Raw genomic sequence first — 26,033 nt, forward strand, 5'->3', positions numbered from 1 at the left:
TTGGCTTGCATTGGGAATCAATCGTATCAATATGAGGCACTTATAGATGAGTTAAAAATTGAACGTGATACCAGTCGAAATCCATTATTTGATGTTTTATTTTCATACCAGAATTTTATCGAAAAAGGACTGGATATTCCCGGGCTAAAATTGTCCGAATATCCAAATGATAGTAGGATGTCAAAATTTGATATGAGTTTGACCGCTACAGGAAATAATAATCAGTTTTCTTTTAGTATCGCTTACTCATTAGATTTATTTACGGAGCAAACTATAGAGAGATTTGTAGGATATTACAAGAGCATAGTTGCAGCAGTTACCGAAAATATAGATATTAAACTGTCTGATATAAACATTTTATCTGCAGAAGAGCAGAATCAGCTTGTAGACGAGTTTAATGATACATATTCCCCATATCCTAGAGAAGATTCTATAGTCTCTGTCTTTGAGACTCATGTTAACAATACGCCAGATCAAACGGCATTAATTTATGGGGACACCAAGCTTACTTATGCAGAGCTTAATCAAAGATCCAATACTGTAGCTCACTATTTACTAGATAAGGGGGTACAAAAAGGAGATGTTGTAGGGGTAATGTTAAATCGTTCCATAGAAATGATTGTTGGCATTATAGCTGTTTTAAAGACAGGAGGAATCTACTTACCCTTAGATGGCACTCAACCCAAACAAAGAGTATTACATAGTCTTAAGGATAGTAAAGCTGTAATGTTGCTTACAGACCAAGGCAGAAAAGAGCAGTACCAGGAACTCATTACCACTATTGATATTGATACTGGTATGATTGATAAAATGCCCAGCCATAATACGACTACAAGTATTGATAGTACCGATGCTGCTTATATTATTTACACTTCGGGATCAACAGGAAGGCCAAAAGGAGTAGCGGTAGGTCATCAATCGGTAATTAATCTTGTTTGTTTCCAAAGAGAAACGTATACCCTCAAAGATGATGATAGAATTTTACAACTGTCAGAGATTGTTTTTGATGCTTCTGTAGAACAACTATGGACCGCTTTGTTAAGTGGGGTTAGTTTGGTGCTTATTGATAAAGAGACAATGCTAAGCAGCAAGAATTTCAATGACTATATAAGAAAACATGAGGTTACCTGTCTATTGGCGACTCCTACGTTTTTAGAAAATATAGAGATAGAGTTTCATGAAAAATTAAGAAATATAGTTGTCGGGGGAGAGGTTTGTAATGCACATATAGCAAATAAACTGTATAAGAATTATAATTTGTTTAATGCTTACGGTCCTACAGAGGCCACAGTGATAAGTACAGTTCATGCAGTTAAAGAGCAGCCTGATTCAGATACTAAAATTCCAATAGGGAAACCAATACATAACACCCAGGCCTACATTCTAGGGAGCAATAAGGAACTATTACCGATCGGTGTTATTGGAGAGCTTTATGTTGGAGGAGAGTCTTTAGCACATGGATATCTTCATAATGATAAATTGACTCAAGAGAGGTTTGTAGACAATCCTTACAGGGCTAATGGCCGAATGTATAAGACAGGTGATTTGGCCAGATGGTTACCAGATGGTAATATCGAGTTCTTAGGACGAATAGATGAACAAATAAAAATAAGAGGGTTTAGAATAGAGCTAGGTGAGATAGAAAGTGAATTAAGAAATTTTGAAGCACTAGAGGAAGCCATATTAGTAGTTAAAGAAAAAGAAGGAGACCGCTACTTGGTTTGTTATTATACTGCTTTGGAAGAGATTAGCACCAGTGATCTAAAAAGCTATTTATCGGATAAATTACCAGAGTATATGATTCCGAATCATTATGTTCATTTAACTAGTATTCCCTTTAATTCAAGTGGTAAGGTTGACAAAAAGAATTTACCAGAACCAGAGGTGAAAATAGAACATGATTATGTACGACCTTCCAATAAAATTGAATGTCTAATAGCAAAAATATGGGCTGAAGTATTAGCCTTAGACGAAAAATTTATCAGTGTGGATAAAAGCTTTTTTGAACTGGGAGGTCACTCATTAAAAGCCATTGCTTTAGTAAATAAAATTGCCAAAGAATTTGAATTAGAAATCACCTTAAGAGAAATATTTGATAATCCAAAAATCAATAGCCTGTCGGACTATATCATAACGGTTAAACAAATTGAAATTGAAATAGAAAAAAAGGACAATATAATAGAACTAACTATATGAAAATAGATAAATATATCTCCGATTTGAGAAATCATAAGGGCATTATCATTAATGTTAAAGATGGCGAACTAAAAATTAAAGCCTCTCAAGATGACCTAACGCCCGAAATTATCAATGAAATCAAAGTTAGAAAAAGTGAAATAATTTCTTTTTTTGAATCTGTTAGTAAAGAAAAAGAACTAATCACTCCAGTTGAAGAACAGGAGCACTATGCTATTTCACATGCACAAAGAAGATTATGGGTAATAGAACAAATTTCGGGAGTAGAAGGGCTGTATAATGTTCCGTTAACGTATTCTTTTGATACCATAGACATACCATCATTTCGTAAGGCGATTAATGCTTTGTTAGAAAGGCATGAAATATTAAGGACTACGATTCATATGATTGATGGAGAACCTCGTCAGCGTGTACATGCAATTAAAGAGTTTGATTATGAAGTTACCTATGAAAAAGTAAATGAAGATGAGTTAGATGATATTATAGAAAAAGAAGCCACATCACCTTTTGATTTATCAATGTCTTCTATACGTACCACATTGGTACAATCCTCTGATGAAAAATATACATTGATATTAGTGCTCCATCATATAGTTACCGATGGATGGTCCACAAGTGTTCTCTTAAAAGATTTCTTGGCTTTTTATGATCATTATAGTACTGGGGTTCCTCTAAATTTACCAAAACTAGGAATACAGTATAAAGATTATTCTCATTGGCAACATGAGCAATTGAAACTTGGTAAATTAAATGCTTCTAAGAAATATTGGCATAAAAAACTATCAGGAGAACTAACTGCATTAAAATTGCCATTGGATGCTAAAAGAAGCATGCAAAAAGACCAAAAAGGGGCAGGAGCTTCTTTTCTTATTGATAGCGAAACGGTTGAGAAATTAACGAATTTGGGAAACCAACATGGTGCCTCTTTATTTATGGTAATGACTGCAATTGTTAAAGCATTATTATATAGATATACAGGACAGGAGGATATTATTGTTGGCTCTCCTGTAAGTGGTAGAAATCATAGAGAGCTAGAAAACCAAGTAGGATTTTATAGTAATACGGTTGTGCTTCGCTCAAGTATTAAAGGAACTTACGATATCCATCAGTTACTAACAGAAGTGAGTAATGTATTATTAGAAGCGTACGAACATCAGTTCTATCCATATGATATATTAGTAGACGAGCTAAGCTATGATAGAGAAATGAATAGGAACCCTTTGTTCGATGTAATGGTATCCCTGGATAATGATATAGAGGAAATAGATTCGATCCAGGATTCTAATTATACAGATGAAATTGCTACTACAGATGAAGGCGTTAGTAAGTTTGATATTACTTATGCATTTTTAAAATTAAAAGATGGTAGTTGTAAAATTGATATTAATTATAGCACCTCCTTATTCGAAAAAGAGAAGATAGTTAGGATGGCATCGCATCTTAAAAATATGATCTTATCTATTGTAGAAAATACGAATCAAAAAATTGATTCAATAGAGTACTTATCAATAGAAGAAAAAGACCAAATCTTGCGCCAGTTTAATGATACTGAAAAAGAGAATTATATAGATGCTAGCCTCAAAGAACTTATAGAATCTAATGCAAAGAAAAACCCTAATGCAAAAGGTATAATTTCCTTTGATGAAGAATTAACTTTTAATGAAGTAAACGTAAGGGCCAATTGCTTGTCGAATTATCTAAACCAAAACTATACAGTACAAAAAGGAGATTATATAGGAGTTATGATGGACGAAAGTGTTGATAGAATGATAACACTTTTAAGTATCATTAAACTAGGGGCAATCTATGTACCCATAGACCCTAGCTACCCCGATGAAAGAAAAGAGTATATTATTAATGACACTCAATTAAATATTTTGATTACCGATGAGCTGAGCGAGTTGGTTTATGAAAACCTTACTGTTGTAAATCCCAAAACGGTAAAACATGACATTGAAAAAACTGCTCAAAAAAATCCCGAAGTTAAAATAAATTCTGAGGATATCTTTGCCATTTTATATACTTCGGGATCAACTGGAGACCCCAAAGGAGTGATGATAAAAAACAAGGGAATCATTAATAGAATTCAATGGTTATGGGATACATATCAGTTTAGTAATAATGATGTTATTTATCAAAAAACACCTATCGTCTTTGATGTGTCTATAGGAGAGCTTTTTATGCCATTATGTTTTGGAGCCAAACTTTTGATCGCCAATAGTCAATCTAATATAGAAATTGTTGATACTATTAGAAAGTTTGGCGTTACCTATGTACATTTCTCTCCTACTATGTTGAACAAATTTCTGGAAATGGAAGAAGAACACATAGATAAATTATCTACGATAAGATTTGTTTTTGCTAGCGGTGAAGAATTATTAAAAGAAACAGTAAATAGGTATTATTCAAAATTTAAAGCACCTCTCATTAACCTTTATGGTCCTACCGAAGCATCTATAGAGGTTAGTATATATGAAACAAAACCAAATGACAAGATAATTCCGATAGGTAAACCAATTGCAAATGTAAATCTATATATACTAGACAATGGAGGTAAATTATTACCTGTGGGTGTACCAGGGGAGATCTATATTGGAGGAGTTTGTTTAGCGAAAGGATATTTAAATCAGGAAACAAAAACGAATGAACGATTTATTCATAACCCCTATCATACAGATGTAAATACCAAAATGTATAAAACAGGTGATATTGGGTGTTGGAATAGTAAGGGAGAGATAGAATTTTTAGGTAGGAAAGATAATCAAATCAGAATAGGAGGAAACAGAATAGAACCAGGAGAGATAGAATGTAAGATTCTAGAGCACCCAGAAGTTCAAGAAGCAGCTGTTGTAGTCAATGAAGATGATCATAAAAATAGCCATTTGGTTGCGTATTATGTTAAAAGGGCAAAGCAGACAAGAGCGACCGAACCAATAGAAAACCATTACAAACACGCTGGCGAAAACATTCCAAAACAAAAAGATGTGAATGAATCGATATCACAACTTACGATTAGTGAGATTTTCGAAAAATCAGTCGAGAAGTATTTTGATGATACGGCTTTGGTATATGAAGGAAAAACAATGTCCTATGCCGAGTTAAACAGTAAAGTAAACCATTTAGCATATCTACTTAAATCCAACTATCAAATACAGAATGGAGACTTAGTAGGTATAATTATGAATAGGTCAGAAAAGTTGATTATCACCATTCTCGCCATATTAAAAACTGGAGCCGCATATGTGCCTATAGATGCAGAATATCCAGAAAGTAGAATGAAGCAAATAGTGAATGATAGTTCTGTAAATCTATTAGTTTTAGATATCGATAATCATAATAGGTGTATAGATACAAGTATTCCTAAACTTATCTATAATGCAACTTTAAACTCAAATCTAAATGGTGAAAAAGCATTAGATAAAAACTATGGAACCCCCAGGGACTTATGCTACATACTGTATACATCAGGATCTACAGGGGTACCTAAAGGGGTAATGGTAGAACAGTATTCTGTTATAGATTATGTTAATACTTTTAAAGAGTATTTTGAATTAAATAATCTGGATACTGTAATTCAGCAATCTTCTATTTCTTTTGATACCTCAGTAGAAGAAATTTTTCCTATCCTGTGTGCAGGAGGAAAATTGGTTCTTTTTCCAGAAGGCGGTAAAGATGTAGATGCGATGATTACATCTGTAAATGCAAATAAAGTAACCGTGGTAAGTTCTACTCCTTTAGTCATAAGTGAGTTAAATCATAGAATGAAAGAGTTTACACATTATCCACGAATTATAATAAGTGGAGGAGATCAATTAAGAGATTCACACTTTAATAAAATTCCCGAGAGTATTAGGCTATATAATACATATGGCCCAACAGAAGCCACAGTATGTGCTTCATTTGCTCAAATAACTAAAAATACAAAATGTAATGTTATCGGTAGCCCTCTTAAAAATCATCGAATTTACTTATTAGATGACCAAATGAAAGAGGTAGATCATGGGACATTGGGTGAAATTTATATTGCCGGATCGGGAGTTGCCAGAGGTTATTTAAATAGAGATGAGGAAACAAATCAATGTTTTTTGTCAAATGTTTTAGGAGAAGATGTTCTTTATAAAACCGGGGACATGGCAAAATGGAATAGTGACGGATTGCTAGAGTTTTATGGACGTAAAGATAATCAGGTAAAAATTAGAGGGTATCGAGTTGAACCCGCAGAAGTCGATACAGTAGCTCTTTTATATAAAGATGTTACAAATTGCTATACAGTAGCAAAGGCGGATCCAAATGGGAATAAGCACCTGATTACTTATTATATCTCTTCAATAGAAATTGATAATGAACAGTTTCGTTCCTTTTTAAAAGAACGATTACCTCATTATATGGTCTCCAGCTATTTTATGAGAGTAGAGCATTTTCCAATAACAACTAATGGAAAAATAAATATAAAAGAGTTTCCGGTCCCATATATGCTTAGTATGGATAGAGCATTAAATATAGAGCTTAAAGAGTTTTTAAAATCAAAATTACCAATATATATGGTGCCCACTCAGTTTAGGAATGTAGAAAAACTACCACTAACAGCCACGGGGAAAGTAAATAGGAAAGAATTAGAGAAGAAAAATTTGTCATCCGAAAATAATCCAATCATTATAAAACCTGTAAATAGTACTGAAAATGGATTACTAAAAATATGGCAATCTATTCTTAATCAATCAGAGATTAGTACAGATAGTAATTTTTTCGAAATGGGGGGTAATTCATTAAAAGCTACTCAAATCGTCAGCGCTACTTTTAAAGAGCTAGGTTGCACTATATCATTAAAAGATATTTATAACAATCTTAGTATAATCGAACTTTCACAATTCATCGAAAACAAGCATAAAGATGATAGCTTAATTGTAAAATTGAAAAATACAGATAAAGAATATAAAAATATATTCTTTATCCCACCTATTATTGGTTCATCAACGATTTTCAGAGATTTAGCAACTCTAATCGAAGGTTATAATTCATTTGGTCTTCAGTATAAAGGATTTGATAAAGAAACAGATTTGAATAGTAGTATTGAAGAAATGGCAGCAACATTTGTACCAGAGATATTACAAGTAGAATCAAGTAAAACGATAACATTAGTTGCTTATTCTATGGGGGTACCTGTAGCCTTTGAAATGAGTAAAATTTTAGAAGAAAAATCATATGATGTTAAATTAATCTTTATCGATAGGGGTGTAAAAGAGAATTCAACAGGAGAAATATTAAATGAGGAATCTGTTACTGCTCAACTAGAAACCGAGTTGGCATTTTGGTTTAACGAAGTGCCTTCCGATGATAAAGAACGTATAAAAAAACTTGTTTTTAATAACTCAAAAATACTAGATGAATACATGGTAAATGGTAAAATTGAAAGCGATATTACTACCATTGAGGCAAGTCAGAATATTAACTTAGCTCATATGCAAGAATGGGATCAATATACTTATGGTACTGTAAGTCATTCTTATATTGAAGCAAATCATTATGGTATTTTGAATGCTGAAAACTTAGGGACATTATCAGAAATGATTATTCAGGAAATTGAAATTAATACAACTTGTAAAGAATTGATACAGTAAATAAATTGTTATGAGTAAAATAAATTTATATTGCTTGCCATATGCAGGAGGTTCTGCTACCGTATACAGCTCATGGAAAAATCTTTTAATGCCCAATGTAGTATTAAAGCCTATCGAACTATCGGGAAGGGGAAAGAGATTCGATGAATCGTTGTATGACAGTATAGACGATGCAGTAGATGATGTTTTAAATATCATTCGTGATGACATATCAAAAAATCCTTATGCATTATTTGGTCATAGTATGGGTGGTATTATGGTATATGAATTGGCAAAAAGGATACAACAAGAAAAACTACCTTTACCATTGCAAATCTTTATTTCTGGTAGAAGTGCTCCTAATATTCCAAAAGAAAGGAAAGCATTTAGTCAAATGCCTATTGATGAATTTAGAAAAGAAGTATTAAATCTAGGAGGAACCCCAAAAGAATTTTTTGAACATCCCGAACTGCTGGAATTATTTCTACCCATATTAAAGAACGATTTTAGACTAGTAGAAACATATCGTTTTATTGAAAAAAATGAAATTTTAGAAACAAGTTTAATTATTCTTTTGGGAAAAGATGATGACCTAACTAAGCAAGAAGGAGATGGTTGGATGATGTTGACTAATCGAGAGTGTTATATCCAGTATTTTGATGGAGGGCATTTTTTTCTAAACGAAAAAACTGAAGAAGTAGTAACGGTTATTAATAAGAATCTAAATAATAAACAAAGAAAAATACTTCGAAAAGAATTAGTGCTAGAACAATAAAACAAAGTAAGTTTTTTGATACAGAATGTACTTTTTAATTCCTCGTATACATTCATAATGTGTTTGGATGAGTTTACTTCAATTCTTATGTTATTTCTTTTTATAAGATGAATACTAGTCTCATTAGAGATATAACAATTTATTTTTAAAGAAGTTATCTGGATTCAAAATATGGTTTAATTTATAATTCACTCTGCATTAAACCATGTATCCAGGTTTCTAACAATCCCAAAGCTGTTTATACAATCTAAAAGCAGCTAGATCAATTCTTAAATGATATTACCCATATTTAGACGCGAATTTATTCAGTTAACAATCGGTCTGCACTAATATATCGCCTTCTTTTTCTTGTAAAGCGAGAATAACAATGTCAAATTAAATTATCATGAATCGAAAAATCAGAATTTTAAGTACCCTATTCTTAATTATTATGAATAGTTCCTTGTTTTCACAAGAGAAATGGTCCTTAGAAGATTGCATATCATATGCTCTTAGTCATAATCTAGAACTTAATGACTTCCAATATAATATTGATACAAACAAAGAAACACATAGACAAGCCATAAGAAGCTTACTGCCTAATGCTAATGGTGCCGTAGATTATGGTATTCGATATGGTAGATCAGCAGATCCGAATACTAATAGCATAGTCGATGCTGATTTTTTTTCTAATAATTATTTGCTAGAATTTGATATGGATTTGTTTAAAGGGTTTCAGAAATTAAACACCATAAAAGCAAGTAAATTAATTTATCAGGCTGCAAAAGAAGAATCTGCACAACAAAAATATTTATTAGGTTTTAGGGTTATGGCGGCTTTTTATGATATTCTTTTTTTTGAAGGAGCTCTAGAAATCTCTAAAGAACAACAATCAGTATCCCAATCTAACTATGATCTGATAAGTAAAAAAGTACAATTAGGAGTAAGTGCCAAGTCTGATCTTTATGACTCAGAATCATTATTGCTTACAGATAAACTAGAGGTCACTAAAAGTGAGAATAATTTAAGGACTGCTAAATTAAAGCTAATTCAAGAGATGAATTTAGAAGGGGGGAATGATATAGAAATTCAATCCGAAATTTTAAAAAACGATAGCATAACTAATCCTTTAGAAGTTCAAACAGATAATGTTTTTAACAAGGCAATGGATTTTCTTCCTATCATCGAAGCTAATCGACTAAAAGTAGAAGCGGCAGAAAAGCAAGTAAAAGTATCTAAATCCAACTACTACCCGTCATTAACTCTATTTGGAGGTGTTGGATCAGGCTATTTCGAAACCAATACAGATGATCTTGGAAATACGATATCCTTCAACCAACAATTTGAGAATAACATGTATAAGTACGTTGGTCTTTCTTTAAAAATCCCAATAAGTAATGGATGGACTACAAGATCAGACGTAAAACAGAAAAAAATAGAGCTTTTAAGAGCTAAAAATGATCTAAAAATACAAGAACAAGAACTTCTTAGAACAATTCAAGACTTGGTTTTAGAGCTACAGTCTTTAGAAGCTGAATATTCGCAAAGTAATTTGAAGGTAAAATCTCAATTTTTAGCATTCAATACCGCACAAAAAAAATATGAAAAAGGAATGATAAGTGCCATAGAATTATTTACGGCTAAAAACACATATGCTCTTTCACAAAATGAAAATTTGCAAATAAAGCTATCGCTCGAAGTAAATAAAAATACACTTGCATTCTATAAAGGATTATCAATTTTTAATATAAAATAATAAAAAGATGGACATACAAATTCAAAAGAAAAAAGGAATTCAAAAAAAGCACATTGGTTACATGGCTCTTGCTGCACTGTTGCTCGTAGCCGGATGGAAAATTGTATACAGTCAATCGTCAGGATCCTTTAAAACCGAAATGGATAGGGTTTCTATTGGAGAGGTCGTTCACGGTAAATTTGACGATTACATAACTATAAACGGAAATGTAGCACCAATTTTAACAATTTACATGGATGCCTATGTGGGGGGACGTGTGCAAGAAAAGTTAATAGAAGAAGGTGCAGCGGTAAAAAAAGGGGACATTATTTTAAAGCTAGAAAACCCAAATCTATATGAACAAATCTTAGCAAGCGAAAGTAATTTGGCATTAAAGCAAAACGATTTACGATCAACAAAATTAACTTTTGATTCAAGAAGAATAGATGGTCAAAAATCATTAGCAACATCAGCTCACGAATTACAACGCAATAAACGAAAGTTCGAACAGAATGAAGAACTGTATAAAGATGAATTGATTTCTAAAGAAACCTATCTAACGTCTAAAGAAGATTATATCCTTTCTAAAAAGCAGTTTGAAATTGTGAAACTGCAAACAGAACAAGATGCGCAACTACGCAAAACATCACTCTCAGGTCTTGATACCGATTTAGTAAGAATGAAACAAGCACTATCCATGGTGTATGAGCGAATAGATCAATTAAATGTTCGCGCTCCAGCCGATGGACAATTAGGATTTTTAGATGCAGAAATAGGACAGAATATAGCCCAGGGAGAACGTATTGGGCAGATCAATGTGCTTACAAACTACAAAATTGAAGCTAGCATAGATGAACATTACATAGATCGTGTTAAAAGAGATTTGACAGCAATATTAGATAGGAATGGAAAAAAATATGAATTACGATTAAGAAAAGTATATCCAGAAGTAAGAAACGGAAACTTTAAGGTTGATCTTGTTTTTGTAAATGAAAAACCAGAAACAATACGTACTGGGCAAAGTTATAACATAAAACTACAATTAGGAGAATCTTCAGACGCTACCCTCTTACCAAAAGGGAGTCACTTTCAAAGTACTGGTGGGCAGTGGGTTTTTGTAGTTAATCATGACAACCAAGAAGCAGAAAAAAGAAACATTCGTATAGGTAAACAAAACTCCCAATATTATGAAGTTTTAGAAGGATTACAAGCTGGAGAAAAAGTGATTACCTCCAACTATAATAGTTTCGAAAAAGCAGATAAAATAGTATTAAAATAAAAACAATCTAGAAATGATAAAAATTCAAAATCTTAAGAAAAGTTTTAGAACTGAAGAGTTAGAAACATATGCATTAAATGGAGTGCAGTTTAATGTAGACGAAGGTGATTTCGTAGCTATTATGGGACCTTCGGGATGCGGAAAGTCAACCTTATTAAATATTATAGGAATGTTGGACAACCCGAATGAAGGAAGTTACCTGTTTGCAGAATACGAAGTCGCAGGATTAACTGAACGACAAAGAACAGAATTACGCAAAGGGGTTATAGGTTTTGTTTTTCAAAGCTTTAATCTCATCGATGAACTTACTGTTTTTGAAAACGTAGAATTACCATTAATTTACCTTAATTACAACAAGAGCGAACGAAGAGAATTAGTACTAAAAGTACTAGAACGAATGGATATTGCTCATAGAGAAAAACACTTTCCTACTCAATTATCAGGAGGTCAACAACAACGTGTAGCGATAGCACGAGCCGTGGTTACAAATCCAAAATTAATTTTAGCAGATGAGCCTACAGGTAATTTAGATTCTAAAAATGGTTTGGAAGTAATGAGTCTTTTAACAGAATTAAATCAAGAAGGGACTACAATTGTAATGGTAACTCACTCAGACCGAGATGCACAATATGCTCATAGAGTAATTAATTTGTTTGACGGACAAGTAGCTACTGAAGTCAATAATGTAAAAATTGACCTAAAAAACAAAACCAAAGAAGAAGTAGCACAGTATTAATCTCTTAATAAAACACAGAAAAATGTTAAAAAATAATTTTAAAATCTTCCTAAGAAGTATTAAAAAACATAAGGGAATCTTTTTGATAAACTTAATCGGTCTTTCTACTGGATTAGCTTGCGTCTTATTAATTACTCTTTGGGTTTTCGACGAATTACAATTTGATAAATTCCATGAAAATGATGACAGATTATACCAGGTATGGAACCAATTTGAAGAGTCTGAAGGTATTTCAGTTCGTTCGTGGACACCGGATCTGTTAGCCGAAACTATGGTAGATAAATTCCCAGAAGTTGAACAAGCCGTAGCTCAAACATTACCCGAATGGTTTAGCAAAACACCTTTATTTGCAGATGGCAAAACAATAAAGGCTCCTGGGATATTTGCAAGTGAAGATTATTTCGAAGTCTTTTCTTATGAAATGGAACAAGGAAATAAAAGCCAAGCCCTGCAAGACGTCAATTCAATCACAATTTCTGAATCTTTAGCTAATCGCCTTTTTGGTAATACCCATGATGTAATTGGTAAAGTTATTGATTGTGATATTATGGGGATTAAAGATAAACATCAAGTAACTGGTGTTTTTAAAGATGTACCTTCTAACTCTACCACACAATTTGATTTTGTTTTGTCTTTTAAATCCTGGAAAAAGAAATCAGCAGCGACCGGACGAGAAATTAGTTGGGTAAACAATGCACCTTCAACATATATTGTTTTAAAAGAGGGTACGAACGTTGATCAATTTGCTGCTAAGATTAAAAACTTTTCAAAAACGCAAAGTAGTAATGTAGAAGCCGATTTAATCCTAACTCAATACTCATCAAATTATTTGTTTGGTAATTTTGAAAATGGAAAACAAACAAGCGGTCGTATGGATTATGTTTACTTGTTTGCTATCATTGCGTTTTTTATTCTATTAATTGCATGTATTAATTACATGAATCTCTCAACTGCTAATGCTTCTAGAAGACTTAAAGAAATAGGAACAAAGAAAGCATTGGGATCTCAACGAGAAAAATTAATTGCACAATTTTTTGGAGAATCTGTATCTACTGCTTTGGTAGCTTTATTAGTATCTATCTTTCTAGTTCTTATTATCATTCCAGAATTTAATCAAATCACAGGAAAAGAATTGAGCCTTAATTTTGGAAACACAATAATAGCGATCATACTATTAGTGGTTGTATTTACTGGATTACTGGCAGGAAGTTATCCGGCTTTGTATTTATCTCGTTTTAGTCCCACAGCTATTCTAAGGGGAAGAATGAAAAACTCATTGAGCGAATTGTGGATTCGTAAAGGATTGGTTGTTTTTCAATTCGCATTGTCAATTATTCTAATCGTAGTAGTATTTGTGGTTTCTCAACAAGTAGATTTTATACAATCTAAGGATTTAGGAATGAACAAAGATAATGTTGTTTATTTCTTAAAAGAAGGAGGGTTACAAGTTAATTCAGAATCGTTTCTTAACGAAATAAAATCTGTTCCTGGGGTTGTAAATGCAGCAACTACTAACCAAAATATAGTGGGAACAGAAATAAGTACAACAAGTGGTCTACTTTGGTCTGGAAATGAAGATGATGCAAACAAGGTGTTTCATAATATCCAAGTTGGTAATGGTTTTATAGAAACTATGAGTATTCAGGTAAAAGAAGGGCGTTCTTTTTCTAAGGACTATTCAACAGATAATACTGCAATAGTATTCAATGAAATGGCAATAAAAACTATGGGGATCGACAATCCTATTGGGAAAACAGTGCAGTATGTAGGGAACTCTTATACGATAATAGGAGTGCTTAAAGATTTTCATTTTCAATCCCTTCAGGAAGAAGTAAAACCTATGTTCTTCAGGCTTAATGATAACCCTAAGATTTCAGAAATTCTAGTAAGAATTGAAAAAGGCAGAGAACGTGAGGTGCTGGATAACCTAGAACGTATTTATCAACGTTTTAACCCTGGTTACTTATTCGAATATACCTTTTTAGATAAAAATTTTCAAGCTCAATACATAGCAGAACAACGAGTAGGGGTTTTGTCCAAATATTTTGCCGGATTAGCAATAATAGTTTCTTGTTTAGGATTATTTGGATTGGCAACCTTTACCGCTGAAAGAAGAAGAAAAGAGATCAGTGTAAGAAAAGTGCTGGGTCAAAGTGCTAAGCAAATTGTCATTATGCTTTCTAGCGAGTTTGCAAAACTTGTTCTTGTGGCTATTCTAATTGCATTACCGATTGCTTATATATTGACCAATAATTGGCTTACAACTTTTGCATATAGGATTCCTCTAAGTCTATTGTATTTTTTAGGCGCTGGTTTGATAGCATTATTGGTAGCATTATTAACAGTAGGAGGACAAGCAATTATTACTGCAAATAATAATCCGATTAAAGCCCTGAGAGAAGAATAACTACATTTTTTCTGATATGAACTGCCAAAGGGTAATACTATAACTATTGAGATAAAAATCATTTAAATTTTTAATAATAATTAATCTATTAAAAACAAACAACATGAAAAATTCACAAAGTAAAAAACAAAAATTAGGCTTAGAAAAATTAAAAGTTACGACCCTAGACAATCCAGAAACTATAAAAGGAGGAAAACATTTGCGAGCATGTACATTTGTTTGGTGTTGTGACGATGAAACAGTGGTTATAAAATAACCCTATGTTAAGTCAATTGCAAACTACCCTCTTGTGTAATCCACAATTAGTAAAAAAAGCAAAAATAGATTACTCTTCTCATACCTAAGTAGTGGTAAGGGTAATCTTTGCTTTTTTAATTTCTACTAAACACATAATATCTTTCAAATAAGATAAATCAAAAACACAACATCATGAGAAAAGAAAATGTAAAAAACGTTTGTGCAATCAAGAAAGCAATTTGTGAAAAAAAGTTGAATCGAATACATGGGACTCATGTTTTATCTGAGTCCCAAAATAATAAATGCCCGTGTTATTCGAATAGTTGTACAAATAACTATTAGTGCACTAAGCAAATTTCTCTTTACTTCCGTATTAACCATAATAAAACCTTTAAGATATGAATAGCGATTTAGAGTTTTTGTCGAACCATGTTTTAGAAAAAAATGTTTCTGAAATATTGAAAATAGAGAAAGATTTAATAAATATACTAGGGGTAGAGTTTCCAGTATTGGTTAATGACAAGGGGAGTTTTGTGAAAATTAAGGGTATCAAATTAGACGAAGCTACGTCTTCAAAATTAACTTGCCACATGTGGAGTTTGAATTTTTTAAACTGGACACTTCAAAAGTCGAACAATTATTTTGGGTTTTCTGATTTAAGAGAAAGAGTCGTAAAGCTACTTGTTACTACAATGGGTAATCTTGAAAATAGCGATACCCTAGATGATGTTGTCTCTCTAACAACGTATTTAGAAAAGGAGGAAAGGAATTTTATAAAAGATGGTGTGATTAATGAATCTAAAGCAACGGCCAGCTAAGATTTCTTCTTTGATAATAGTAGCCTTGTTTTAGCTTTTCTTCCCATTAAAAATATTCTGATTTTATAGTAGCATATAATCCAGATTTCAGGTAAAATATTACAAAGCTAATGATAGTAATTGCTAAGGTAAGTATATACTTCAATACGCTATAATACCTTAGTTAAATTAGAATTAGAAGATAGTGATCAAAGATCAAATTCTAATTGATATATGATTATTTCCTTTAACAGAAATAAGTCAAGAATTCTGCTTTCACAATGATTTTAAAACAGTATAAATGATTATACAAGATACATATATAAAAGCAATCCCTTTTTCAAGGATAGATGAATATCCTCAAATTAGGGTCGAGGATAAAGAATCTTATTTATTCCATTACTCATTTGATAAACAATTAAATAATGACCTTTGGAATCATTATTTAAACTTTTTACCCTATAATTTTCAAAAAGAAGTTTTGCGATTTCGACGATGGCAAGATAGATATAATTGTTTGATTGGTAAACTAATGGTGTACATGGGGTATAAGATGTTTTGTAATTCAGAATTAGAGTTTAAAAACTTCTTGAAAGACTCCTATGGTAAACCATATGTAGAAGGTTGCGGGATGAATTTTAATATTTCTCATAGCGGAAATACTGTAGTGTGTATATTTAGTAAACAACCTATCGGAATCGATGTAGAAGAGGTTAAAGATATTGAATATACCTTATTTGAGAATGTGTTTTCTGATAGGGAAATGGAAGAAATTAGCAAAGTAGGTCTCTCTAAGTTTTATGAGTATTGGACTAAAAAAGAGGCTATTATTAAAGCTATTGGTAAAGGAATGTCGATACCTCTTCTTGATATAAAAGTCGAAGATAACTATAGTATATATGACAATGTTAAGTGGAACATAAAAAGTCTACGATTAAATGACATGCATTGTTCTATTGCGTTTAAATCTAAGGCTACTCAAGTCAAATTAATAGAGATAGAGTTTTAACTATTTTTTGAGGGTTCATGGTTCTTGTATCATGATTATAATATTATTTCTGTTAAGATTAATTTTGTTTTTTTATTATTTTCTGTGAAAAAAGTCTGCACTATATAGTGCAGACTTTTTTGTTTAGGTGCTCTATTGAATTTATTTACTAATTTTAGAGTATGTCAAATTCATTACTTTTTATACCTGATATTTCTGGTTTTACACATTTTGTACAAAATACAGAGGTCGAACATAGTCAGCATGTGATTTCAGAACTATTAGAGGTTCTTATTAATGCAAATACACAGGATCTTAAATTGGCCGAGGTAGAAGGTGATGCGTTATTTTTCTACAAAGAAAATGAGGTGCCATCCCAAGAAAAGCTTCTTGCTCAGATCGAAACCATGTTCACAGCATTTTATAGTCATCTTAAACTTCTTGAAAAAAATCGAATCTGTCCATGTAATGCTTGTGCAAGTGCTCCTAACCTGCAATTAAAGATTATCGCCCATTGTGGAGATTTTCAATTTATTACGGTTCAGGAAAAACGTAAACCTTTTGGACAAACAGTTATTGAAGCCCATAGACTGCTAAAGAATTCTATTGAAAGTGATAATTATGCATTATTAAGTGCAGCGTTGGCAAAAACTATTGGTCTTCCTATTAATTACAAAAGTAAATTGTATTTTTTTAATGATGGAAAGGATACTTATGATGGTAAAGAAATAGCATATTCATTTTCTAAAATTGATAAGAATAAATTAAAACTTAATCCATTTGCAACTCCACAAGTTGTAGATTTCGAATGTCCTGCAAGTATTATCTTGAATAAAGAATTTGACATCTCAGCATCACAATTATTAGAATGTATTACCAATTACGCATATAGGCATTATTGGGTGAAAGGAGTAGATAAATTTGAATATAATCCAGATGAGGTTACAAGATTAGGCACAGAACATGTTTGTGTTATTGATGGAAAACGGTTAAATTTTATTACGGTAACAAAAAAAGCAAGTGAAGACGAAATTGTTTATGGAGAATATACTACGGATTTGCCGATTGATGCTATATATCAGTTTTTTATTATAAAACCAATATCTGAAAAAAAGTGCAGACTTACTGTAGAAGTATATCCGAAAGCAAAATCATTACTAAAAAAAATGATTTTATCTCTATTTATAAAAAGAGGAATTAAAAAATCCATACAAACCTCAATACATAATCTTGAAATGTATACAAAGGAGATTGACCCTAATTAGAGAAAGTCTAAAATTCGCTCAAGTTTCATACCGCGAGATCCTTTAATGAGAATTGTTCCTTTTTTATTCTTTAAATTCCAGTTATTTACAAGTTTGTCAAAGGATTCATATTTTTGGACACGAGAATCATTACAGTTAGTTCCAAAAAAAATAGTACCTATTAAGTATATTTCCTGAACTTGTGTATTGCAAATTCTATCCGTAATTTTTTGATGCTCGATAGCAGCATCATTGCCCAGTTCAAACATATCTCCTAAAAAAGCGATTTTAGCATCGGCATTAGATTGACTAAAATTATCTATAGCTGCATCCATACTTGTAGGATTGGCGTTATAAGCGTCTAGAATTATAGTATAGCCTTCTTTATTAATTATTTGCGAACGGTTATTTGTAGGGGTGTAAGACTCAATTGCAGTTTTTATTTTGTCGGGACTAATGTTAAAATAACTTCCAAAAGCTATAGCCGAAGCTATATTGGTAAAGTTATATGCACCAATTAGATTGCTTTTTATGACTTTATTTTGATAGGATACTGTAACATTAGGATTAGTTTCTAATAATTGGATAGAAACATCGCTAGTGCTGGATTGAGAAAAATTATAGGTAGTAATTCCAGAAGAAGCTTTTAGAAGTTTAGGATCATCTTGATTTAGAATAATCAATTTATTGCGCTTTTTAAGATGCCTATATAACTCAGTCTTCCCTTTTAACACACCTTCAATACCACCAAAACCCTCTAAATGAGCTTTTCCGATATTGGTGATATAACCGTAATCTGGTTGCGCAATAGAACATAGTAAATCTATTTCGTCTAAATGATTTGCACCCATTTCTACAATACCGATTTGGGTATCTTTGGTCATTGATAACAGTGTAAGCGGGACTCCAATGTGATTGTTTAGGTTACCAACAGTGGCTTTAGTTTTAAAGCTGGTAGAAAGAACACAGTTAATTAATTCTTTAGTAGTGGTTTTACCGTTACTCCCTGTTAATGCAATTATCGGAAGTGCAAGATACTTTCTATGGTATGAAGCTAATTCCTGTAATGTTTTTAATACGTCATCAACCAATATATACTTGTCAGACGTCTTAAATTTTGGTTCATCAATTATAGCATGCGAGGCCCCAAGTTCTATGGCTTGTTTTGCGTATGTATTTCCATTAAAGTTCTCTCCTTTCAATGCAAAAAAAAGAGTATTATTAATGATTTTTCGGGTATCTGTACATATACCACCATTATTTTGTAGAAATAATTGATGTAATTGATCGATAGTCATATGTATAATATTAAAAAACCCTGACAGTTAATGTACAGGGTTTTTTTATTTATAACGAACTTAATTTAATATACTTTTACTACTTTAATTTCTAGGCTTTTGGTGTCTAGGTGTTTTTTGCTTTCTAGCTTTGGTACCCACTCGAGACATCGCATTTCTAAATCCAATATAATCAGTAGCCATATCTTGTGGTAAGAACCTTCTTTGTGCTGGATCTAACCAATATGCTCTATCTTTCCAAGAACCACCTTTATATACTCTTACATTATCATCTACAATTGTGGTTCTTTTACTAGACTCATCATATCTTCTGTCTAATTTTGTACTATCCTCTGCATCCGGTCCTACGTAATGGATAGGAGCATTATACATTCTTCTGTTAGGTAAGTTTTCATCCTGATAGCCTTCAAAATATCTTGAAGAACTTTTATCACCATCTCTATAGTTTCTATTATCACTATCAGTAAAGTTTGTTCTCATGTACGTCTCGTTTTCATCGATAGGTACTTGTAGAATTCCACCTGGTAAAACTCTTGCGATAATTTTACCGTTACTCAAAGTATCATATACAATAGAATCTGTCATTACAACTTTCACAGTTCCATCAGGGTTAATGGCATTCTTTGTATATACATTACCTCTGTAGTAATTAAAATCATTGTACTCATCATCAACGATAGGTCTATAAACATCTGCAACCCATTCTGCAACATTTCCAGCCATATCATATAATCCATAGTCGTTAGGATCATAAGTCTTTACAGGAGCAGTAATGTCTGCGCCATCATCACTCCATCCGGCTATACCACCATAATCACCATCACCTTGCTTAAAGTTTGCTAATTGATCTCCACGAGTACTTCTTTTTCCTGAACGTGTGTATTTTCCACTCCAAGGATATTTTTTTCTACCTCTATAAATATTATAACTTCTAACTTCTACTAAACCTAAAGCAGCATATTCCCACTCAGCTTCAGTTGGTAATCTATATTTTGGAAGCAATAATCCATCCTTACGTTGGATATATAATCCTGTAGAATCGTTAGTTTTTGCATATTTTTCAGAAGATCTTCCTCCTCGAATAGCTTCATCATTACCACCATAGGTTTGAGTTGGAGCATTTAAATACGTTTCTGTATCAAAAGTACTTTCAGCTGATACATCTTCAAAAGGTGCATTTTCTTTAATTACTTGTTCTTCTTCAAGAATTCTTTCATTAACTCGATTGGTTCTCCAGTTACTAAATTCTACAGCTTGTATCCAATTTACACCTACAACTGGGTAGTTAGCGTAGGCAGGATGACGTAGGTAATTGTTGGTCATCATTTCGTTAAAACCAAGACGGTTTCTCCAAACTAAAGTATCAGGAAGTGCGCCATAATAAATATTTCTGTATTTTGGTTCGGTAGGAGGATAAACACCTTTCAACCAATCTAAATATTCAAGGTACATAATATTAGTAACTTCAGTCTCATCCATATAAAAGGATTGAACATGTTGCTGTGTAGGAGTATTATTCCAATCATGCATAACATCATCCTGTACACGTCCCATAGTGAACGTTCCTCCTTCAATAAATACTAAACCTGGACCTGTTTCCTGTTCTTTGTAATTTGTGTTTACCTGAAATCCACCGTCCTTGGAGTTGTATTTCCAACCTGTGGCCCTCGAATTATCACCATAGTTGTTCTTTGAACAACTGAACAGTAAAACACTAACGGAAAGTGCCATTAGCGATTTAATAATAAACGCGTTTTTCATAATCTTAAGTTCGTTAAAAGTAGAAATTAGGGCTTGCAATATAATAATAAACGTTAAAAATACCCTAATTTTTTTAAATTATTATCAATTCACGTTTTATAGTGAATTTATAACGACTTTGGTTTAACGCAATATTTCTAAATTTATTATTTATTTCAAAAGAAAAACGATAAAATTTGATTTCTTCGAAAAAATAGTATCCATGGGTTACTTATTGGTAATAATTTAAATAGATGATATAATAAGGAATACAGTTCATGTCTTAACGGTTAAAAAAAGATTTTTGCAGTAATTAAGCATACCATATATAAGATATTGGTAAAATATGCGTTAACAAATCAGCGAGTTGAAAAAAATATTGACTCACTATTTTTTAATCACTAAATAACTATATATTTGTCAAACTCAATTTTTGCAGGTATGAAAAAAACAATTATCCTTGGTCTTGTGTGTATAACACTTATAAATTTTAAAGCAAGAGCCCAGGAACAGAACAGAGCTATAACGACAGCTACACCATTTTTATTAATCGCAGCTGATGCCAGAGCGGCAGGTTTAGCAGACCAGGGGGTTGCTACCTCACCAGATGCGTTTTCACAACAATGGAATCCAGCTAAATATGCGTTTATAAAGAAAAAACAGGCAGTAGGTGTTAATTACACGCCATATCTTAGTAATCTCGTTAATGATATATTCTTAGGTAATGTAAATTACTATAATAGAATTGATGAAAGAAGTGCTGTTGCTGCTAGCTTTAGATATTTTAGCCTTGGGGATATAGAATTTAGACAAGGTCCTAACGATGAGCCAAATGTGCAAAAACCAAATGAGTTTACACTAGATGTTTCTTATGCTTTAAAGCTTAATGACCGTTTTTCTATGGCGGTTGCAGGACGTTATCTTAGATCAGATCTTAGACTACAAGGACTTGGTGCAGATGCTAGTGCGGCAGGTAGTTTTGGTGTAGATATTGCTGGTTTTTATAGAAGTGATGAAATCGCTTTTAGCTCATTTAATGGTAGATGGAGAGCCGGAGCTACAATATCTAATATAGGTCCAAAGATTAAATATGATGATGCAGGACAAGAAAACTTTATACCTACTAACTTTAGAATTGGTGGTGCTTTTGATTTTATCTTTAATGAAGATAACAGAATTTCGCCATCTATAGAGATTAGCAAATTGTTAGTTCCTACTCCAAAAGATTTTGATAATGATGGAGATATTGATGCTGAAGATAATAGAGAGTATCAAGATATTGGTGAGTTTGGTGCTATTTTCTCTTCATGGGGAGATGCTCCTGATGGATTTAGTGAAGAATTAAAGGAAATGACATGGTCACTAGGAGCAGAATATATGTATCGCGATGTATTTGCCTTTAGAGCAGGTTATTTTAATGAAGCCGAAGAAAAAGGAGCACGTAAGTTCTTGTCTCTTGGTGCTGGATTTAGATACAATGTTATAAATCTAGATGTGTCATACTTATTCTCTACATCGGCTGTAAAGAGCCCACTTGAAGGAACACTTCGTTTTGGTCTTACCTTTGGTTTCGGAGACGATTACAACGATTAGAATAAAAATATTAGTATAATATAAAAAAGTATCAAACTCTTGTTTGATACTTTTTTTGTTTGTAGTACATTGTGTGAATATAGCCTATAATGAAGGTGTAAGTAATAATATGATTTGATATGTTGCCACTATCATAATTATACTAACACACAGCAAAATAAAACCAACGCATGAAAGAAATAGAAATAAAATCTGTTTTGCAGGTATATGACTCATTTGATGAACTGCCGGATGATATTAAAAAATTAATGCAAAAATCAATAGAGATAAGAGATAAGGCATATGCACCCTATTCAGAATTTTTAGTTGGGGCGGCCTTGTTGTTAGAAAATGGAGAGGTTGTTTTGGGGAATAATCAGGAAAATGCCTGTTATCCATCGGGTCTTTGCGCAGAACGAACTGCAATCTATTATGCCGGGGCTAACTTTCCTGGGGTGTCGATTCTTAAAATGGCACTTTCTGCAAAATCTTTAAAATATCAATTGCTAACACCTACACCACCTTGTGGTGCTTGTAGACAAGCTATAGCAGAATATGAGCAAAAGCAGGAAGGATCAATAGAGATTTATTTTATGGGAGAAACAGGAAAAGTGGTTAAATCTTCTTCTTTATCTAATTTATTCCCCCTTATTTTTGATAATTCGTATTTATAACGTTTTCGTTGATTTAATTAGAAAACTCCTTTTCCCTTAATTTCGAATATGTTATTTTTGTTTTTAGTTCTCTTTATAAATCGGAGGGAGAATTAAAAGGATGTCAGTTTTTGAAACTGGTTTTTGTAATACAAATCAGCACAATTGTAAATGAAAAAAATAACCAAAGAAGTCTACCTTAATTGGTACGAAGAGATGCTTTTCTGGAGAAAATTTGAAGATAAGCTTGCTCAAGTCTATATTCAACAGAAAGTTAGAGGATTTTTACACTTATATAACGGTCAGGAAGCTATTCTAGCTGGTGCGCTACACGCAATGGATCTTACTAAAGATAAAATGATTACGGCGTATCGTAATCATGTGCAGCCTATTGGTATGGGTGTTGATCCAAGAAGAGTAATGGCAGAACTGTATGGTAAGGCTACGGGAACTTCTCAAGGTTTAGGAGGGTCTATGCATATTTTCTCAAAAGAACATCGGTTTTATGGTGGGCATGGGATTGTAGGGGGTCAAATACCTCTAGGAGCTGGTCTTGCATTTGCAGATAAATATAATAAAAGAGATGCAGTTACACTTACCTTTTTTGGGGATGGTGCCGCTAGACAGGGTTCATTACATGAAACTTTTAACCTTGCAATGCTTTGGAATCTACCTGTTGTATTCTGTGTAGAGAATAATGGGTATGCTATGGGGACTTCGGTAGAGAGAACTGCTAATCATACAGATATATGGAAACTCGGATTAGGGTATGAAATGCCTAGCGGTCCTGTAGATGCTATGAACCCAGTTAAAGTTGCAGAAGCATTTGATGAAGCAATTACTCGAGCAAGAACCGGTGGCGGACCTACTTTCTTAGAATTAAAAACATACAGATATAGAGGGCACTCCATGAGTGATGCCCAAAAATATCGTACCAAAGAAGAAGTAGCAGAATATCAAAAAATAGACCCAATTACTCAAGTTCTTGATATAATTAAGGAGAAAAAATATGCTAACGACGATGAAATAGCCACTATAGGTAAAAGAGTAAAAGATCGGGTTGCCGAATGTCAAAAATTTGCAGAAGATTCACCATTCCCAGAAAAGAATGTGATGTATGATGTAGTATACGAACAAGATGATTATCCATTTTTATCACACAAACCACAATAAATTATGGCTACAGTAATTAATATGCCGCGATTGAGCGACACCATGGAAGAAGGGGTTGTTGCGAAGTGGCTTGTTAAAAAAGGAGATAAAATTAGTGAAGGTGATATCCTCGCAGAAATAGAAACCGATAAGGCAACTATGGAGTTTGAATCTTTTTATGATGGAACATTGCTGCATATAGGTATTCAAGAAGGAGAAACAGCTCCCGTTGATCAGTTGCTTGCGATTATTGGTGATGAAGGAGAAGATATTTCAGACTTATTAAATGGGAATTCTGTTCAAAAAACCGAAACTTCTCCAGAAGAAAAAGTGGAGGAATCAACTCCGACGTCAGAAGAGGTTGCTGATATTCCAGAAGGGGTAGAGGTGATTACAATGCCTCGACTTAGTGATACTATGGAAGAGGGTACTGTAGCTACTTGGCTTAAAAAAGTAGGGGATACAGTAGAGGAAGGAGATATTCTTGCAGAAATCGAAACCGATAAGGCAACCATGGAGTTTGAATCTTTTTATAATGGAACTCTATTGCATATTGGTATAGAAGAAGGACAAACGGCTCCAGTAGATGCTTTGTTGGCGATAATAGGTCCTGCCGGCACAGATGTTTCTAAAATTAAAGATGGAGTAAGTACCTCGACTCCAGCTGCAAAAGCAGAAAAACCTGCTGTGAAAACCGAAACTAAAACTGAAGTTGCTCAAACAACTACGAAAACAGGTGGAAGAATATTTGCTTCACCATTAGCAAAGAAAATAGCAGCAGATAAAGGGATCGATCTTTCTCAGGTAAAAGGTACTGGTGAGAATGGACGTATCACTAAAAAAGATGTTGAGTCATTTACGCCGTCTGCAGTGGTTACCAGCTCTGCATCGGTAAAAGAAGCAAAATCAGCTGCACCAGTACAAACGTTTACTCCTGCGGGAGAAGAAAGTTTTGAGGAGGTAAAGAATTCGCAAATGCGTAAAGCAATTGCTAAAAGCCTTTCAGCCTCTAAATTTAGTGCACCTCATTACTATCTTACTATCGAAGTGAATATGGATAATGCCATTGCTTCTCGAAAAATCATTAATGAGTTGCCAGATACCAAAGTATCTTTTAATGATATGGTGGTTAAAGCTTGTGCAATGGCACTAAGAAGACATCCCCAGGTTAATACACAATGGACAGATAATAATACAGTTTATGCTAAACATATTAATATCGGAGTTGCAGTAGCTGTACCCGATGGATTAGTAGTTCCGGTATTGCCTTTTACTGACCATATGAATATTATGGAGATTGATACTAAAGTTCGTGATTTAGCTACTAGAGCAAGAGATAAAAAACTTACTCCTCAAGAAATGAGTGGTAGTACTTTTACAGTATCTAATTTAGGGATGTTTGGTATTCAGGAATTTACTTCTATTATTAATCAACCTAACTCGGCTATTCTTTCTGTGGGTGCTATTGTGAAAAAACCAGTAGTAAAGAATGATCAGGTCGTAGTAGGAAATACAATGAAAGTAACATTAGCTTGTGATCATAGAACAGTAGACGGTGCAACCGGAGCTCAGTTCTTGCAGACCCTAAGACAGTATCTTGAAAACCCAGTTACCATGCTGGCATAATTCAAGTTATCATCTATTTATA

General features: G+C 33.0%; 17 protein-coding genes. 15 read left to right on the top strand and 2 right to left on the bottom strand.

Annotation, left to right across the window (positions count from 1 at the left end; translation table 11 throughout):
- The 11 genes from ABW637_RS16885 to ABW637_RS16935 all read left to right on the top strand — a co-directional run.
- On the top strand, positions 1-2,196 hold a 2,196-nt coding region (locus ABW637_RS16885), incomplete at its 5' end, for a non-ribosomal peptide synthetase (RefSeq protein WP_367585906.1).
- Complete coding sequence (locus ABW637_RS16890; protein WP_367585907.1) at positions 2,193-7,814, top strand: non-ribosomal peptide synthetase; 5,622 nt, start codon at positions 2,193-2,195, stop codon at positions 7,812-7,814. The genes ABW637_RS16885 and ABW637_RS16890, both read left to right, overlap by 4 nt.
- A 10-nt stretch (positions 7,815-7,824) precedes the next feature.
- Entirely contained in the window at positions 7,825-8,568 is a 744-nt protein-coding gene (locus ABW637_RS16895; RefSeq protein ID WP_367585908.1) for a thioesterase II family protein, read from the top strand.
- A 385-nt stretch (positions 8,569-8,953) separates the two neighbouring features.
- The gene (locus ABW637_RS16900; RefSeq protein ID WP_367585909.1) at positions 8,954-10,303 is read left to right on the top strand and encodes a TolC family protein; all 1,350 of its coding nucleotides are present in this window, start codon (positions 8,954-8,956) and stop codon (positions 10,301-10,303) included.
- Positions 10,304-10,310: 7 nt separating this feature from the next.
- Positions 10,311-11,561, top strand: a complete 1,251-nt coding sequence (locus ABW637_RS16905) for an efflux RND transporter periplasmic adaptor subunit (protein WP_367585910.1) — start codon at positions 10,311-10,313, stop codon at positions 11,559-11,561.
- A 13-nt stretch (positions 11,562-11,574) separates the two neighbouring features.
- Complete coding sequence (locus ABW637_RS16910; protein ID WP_367585911.1) at positions 11,575-12,297, top strand: ABC transporter ATP-binding protein; 723 nt, start codon at positions 11,575-11,577, stop codon at positions 12,295-12,297.
- 22 nt (positions 12,298-12,319) lie between these two features.
- Positions 12,320-14,704, top strand: coding sequence for an ABC transporter permease (locus ABW637_RS16915; RefSeq protein WP_367585912.1), 2,385 nt, complete (start codon positions 12,320-12,322; stop codon positions 14,702-14,704).
- 103 nt (positions 14,705-14,807) lie between these two features.
- Positions 14,808-14,960, top strand: a complete 153-nt coding sequence (locus tag ABW637_RS16920; protein ID WP_367585913.1) for a hypothetical protein — start codon at positions 14,808-14,810, stop codon at positions 14,958-14,960.
- A gap of 379 nt (positions 14,961-15,339) precedes the next feature.
- Entirely contained in the window at positions 15,340-15,759 is a 420-nt protein-coding gene (locus ABW637_RS16925) for a hypothetical protein (RefSeq protein WP_367585914.1), read from the top strand.
- A 280-nt stretch (positions 15,760-16,039) separates the two neighbouring features.
- Positions 16,040-16,747: a 4'-phosphopantetheinyl transferase family protein gene (locus ABW637_RS16930; protein ID WP_367585915.1), complete on the top strand. Its 708-nt coding sequence runs from the start codon at positions 16,040-16,042 to the stop codon at positions 16,745-16,747.
- A gap of 161 nt (positions 16,748-16,908) precedes the next feature.
- On the top strand, positions 16,909-17,991 hold the full coding sequence (locus ABW637_RS16935; RefSeq protein WP_367585916.1) for a DUF2652 domain-containing protein: 1,083 nt from the start codon (positions 16,909-16,911) through the stop codon (positions 17,989-17,991).
- On the opposite strand, the gene ABW637_RS16940 is transcribed toward ABW637_RS16935, so the two are convergent.
- Positions 17,988-19,268, bottom strand: a complete 1,281-nt coding sequence (locus tag ABW637_RS16940) for a UDP-N-acetylmuramoyl-tripeptide--D-alanyl-D-alanine ligase (protein WP_367585917.1) — start codon at positions 19,266-19,268, stop codon at positions 17,988-17,990. The two genes, ABW637_RS16935 and ABW637_RS16940, sit on opposite strands and share 4 nt — an antisense overlap.
- Positions 19,269-19,352: 84 nt before the next feature.
- Positions 19,353-21,029, bottom strand: a complete 1,677-nt coding sequence (gene gldJ / locus ABW637_RS16945; RefSeq protein WP_367585918.1) for a gliding motility lipoprotein GldJ — start codon at positions 21,027-21,029, stop codon at positions 19,353-19,355.
- Positions 21,030-21,449: 420 nt separating this feature from the next.
- Between gldJ and porV the strand changes: the two genes are divergently transcribed.
- The 4 genes from porV (at position 21,450) to ABW637_RS16965 (ending at position 26,011) form a co-directional block, all read left to right on the top strand.
- Entirely contained in the window at positions 21,450-22,601 is a 1,152-nt protein-coding gene (gene porV, locus ABW637_RS16950) for a type IX secretion system outer membrane channel protein PorV (protein WP_367585919.1), read from the top strand.
- A 170-nt stretch (positions 22,602-22,771) separates the two neighbouring features.
- On the top strand, positions 22,772-23,254 hold the full coding sequence (locus tag ABW637_RS16955; RefSeq protein ID WP_367585920.1) for a cytidine deaminase: 483 nt from the start codon (positions 22,772-22,774) through the stop codon (positions 23,252-23,254).
- A 150-nt stretch (positions 23,255-23,404) separates the two neighbouring features.
- Complete coding sequence (gene pdhA, locus ABW637_RS16960) at positions 23,405-24,406, top strand: pyruvate dehydrogenase (acetyl-transferring) E1 component subunit alpha (RefSeq protein ID WP_367585921.1); 1,002 nt, start codon at positions 23,405-23,407, stop codon at positions 24,404-24,406.
- Positions 24,407-24,409: 3 nt separating this feature from the next.
- The gene (locus ABW637_RS16965) at positions 24,410-26,011 is read left to right on the top strand and encodes a pyruvate dehydrogenase complex dihydrolipoamide acetyltransferase (protein ID WP_367585922.1); all 1,602 of its coding nucleotides are present in this window, start codon (positions 24,410-24,412) and stop codon (positions 26,009-26,011) included.
- Positions 26,012-26,033 lie beyond the last annotated feature (22 nt).

This window comes from Aquimarina penaris, from assembly GCF_040786285.1.
GTDB lineage: Bacteria > Bacteroidota > Bacteroidia > Flavobacteriales > Flavobacteriaceae > Aquimarina.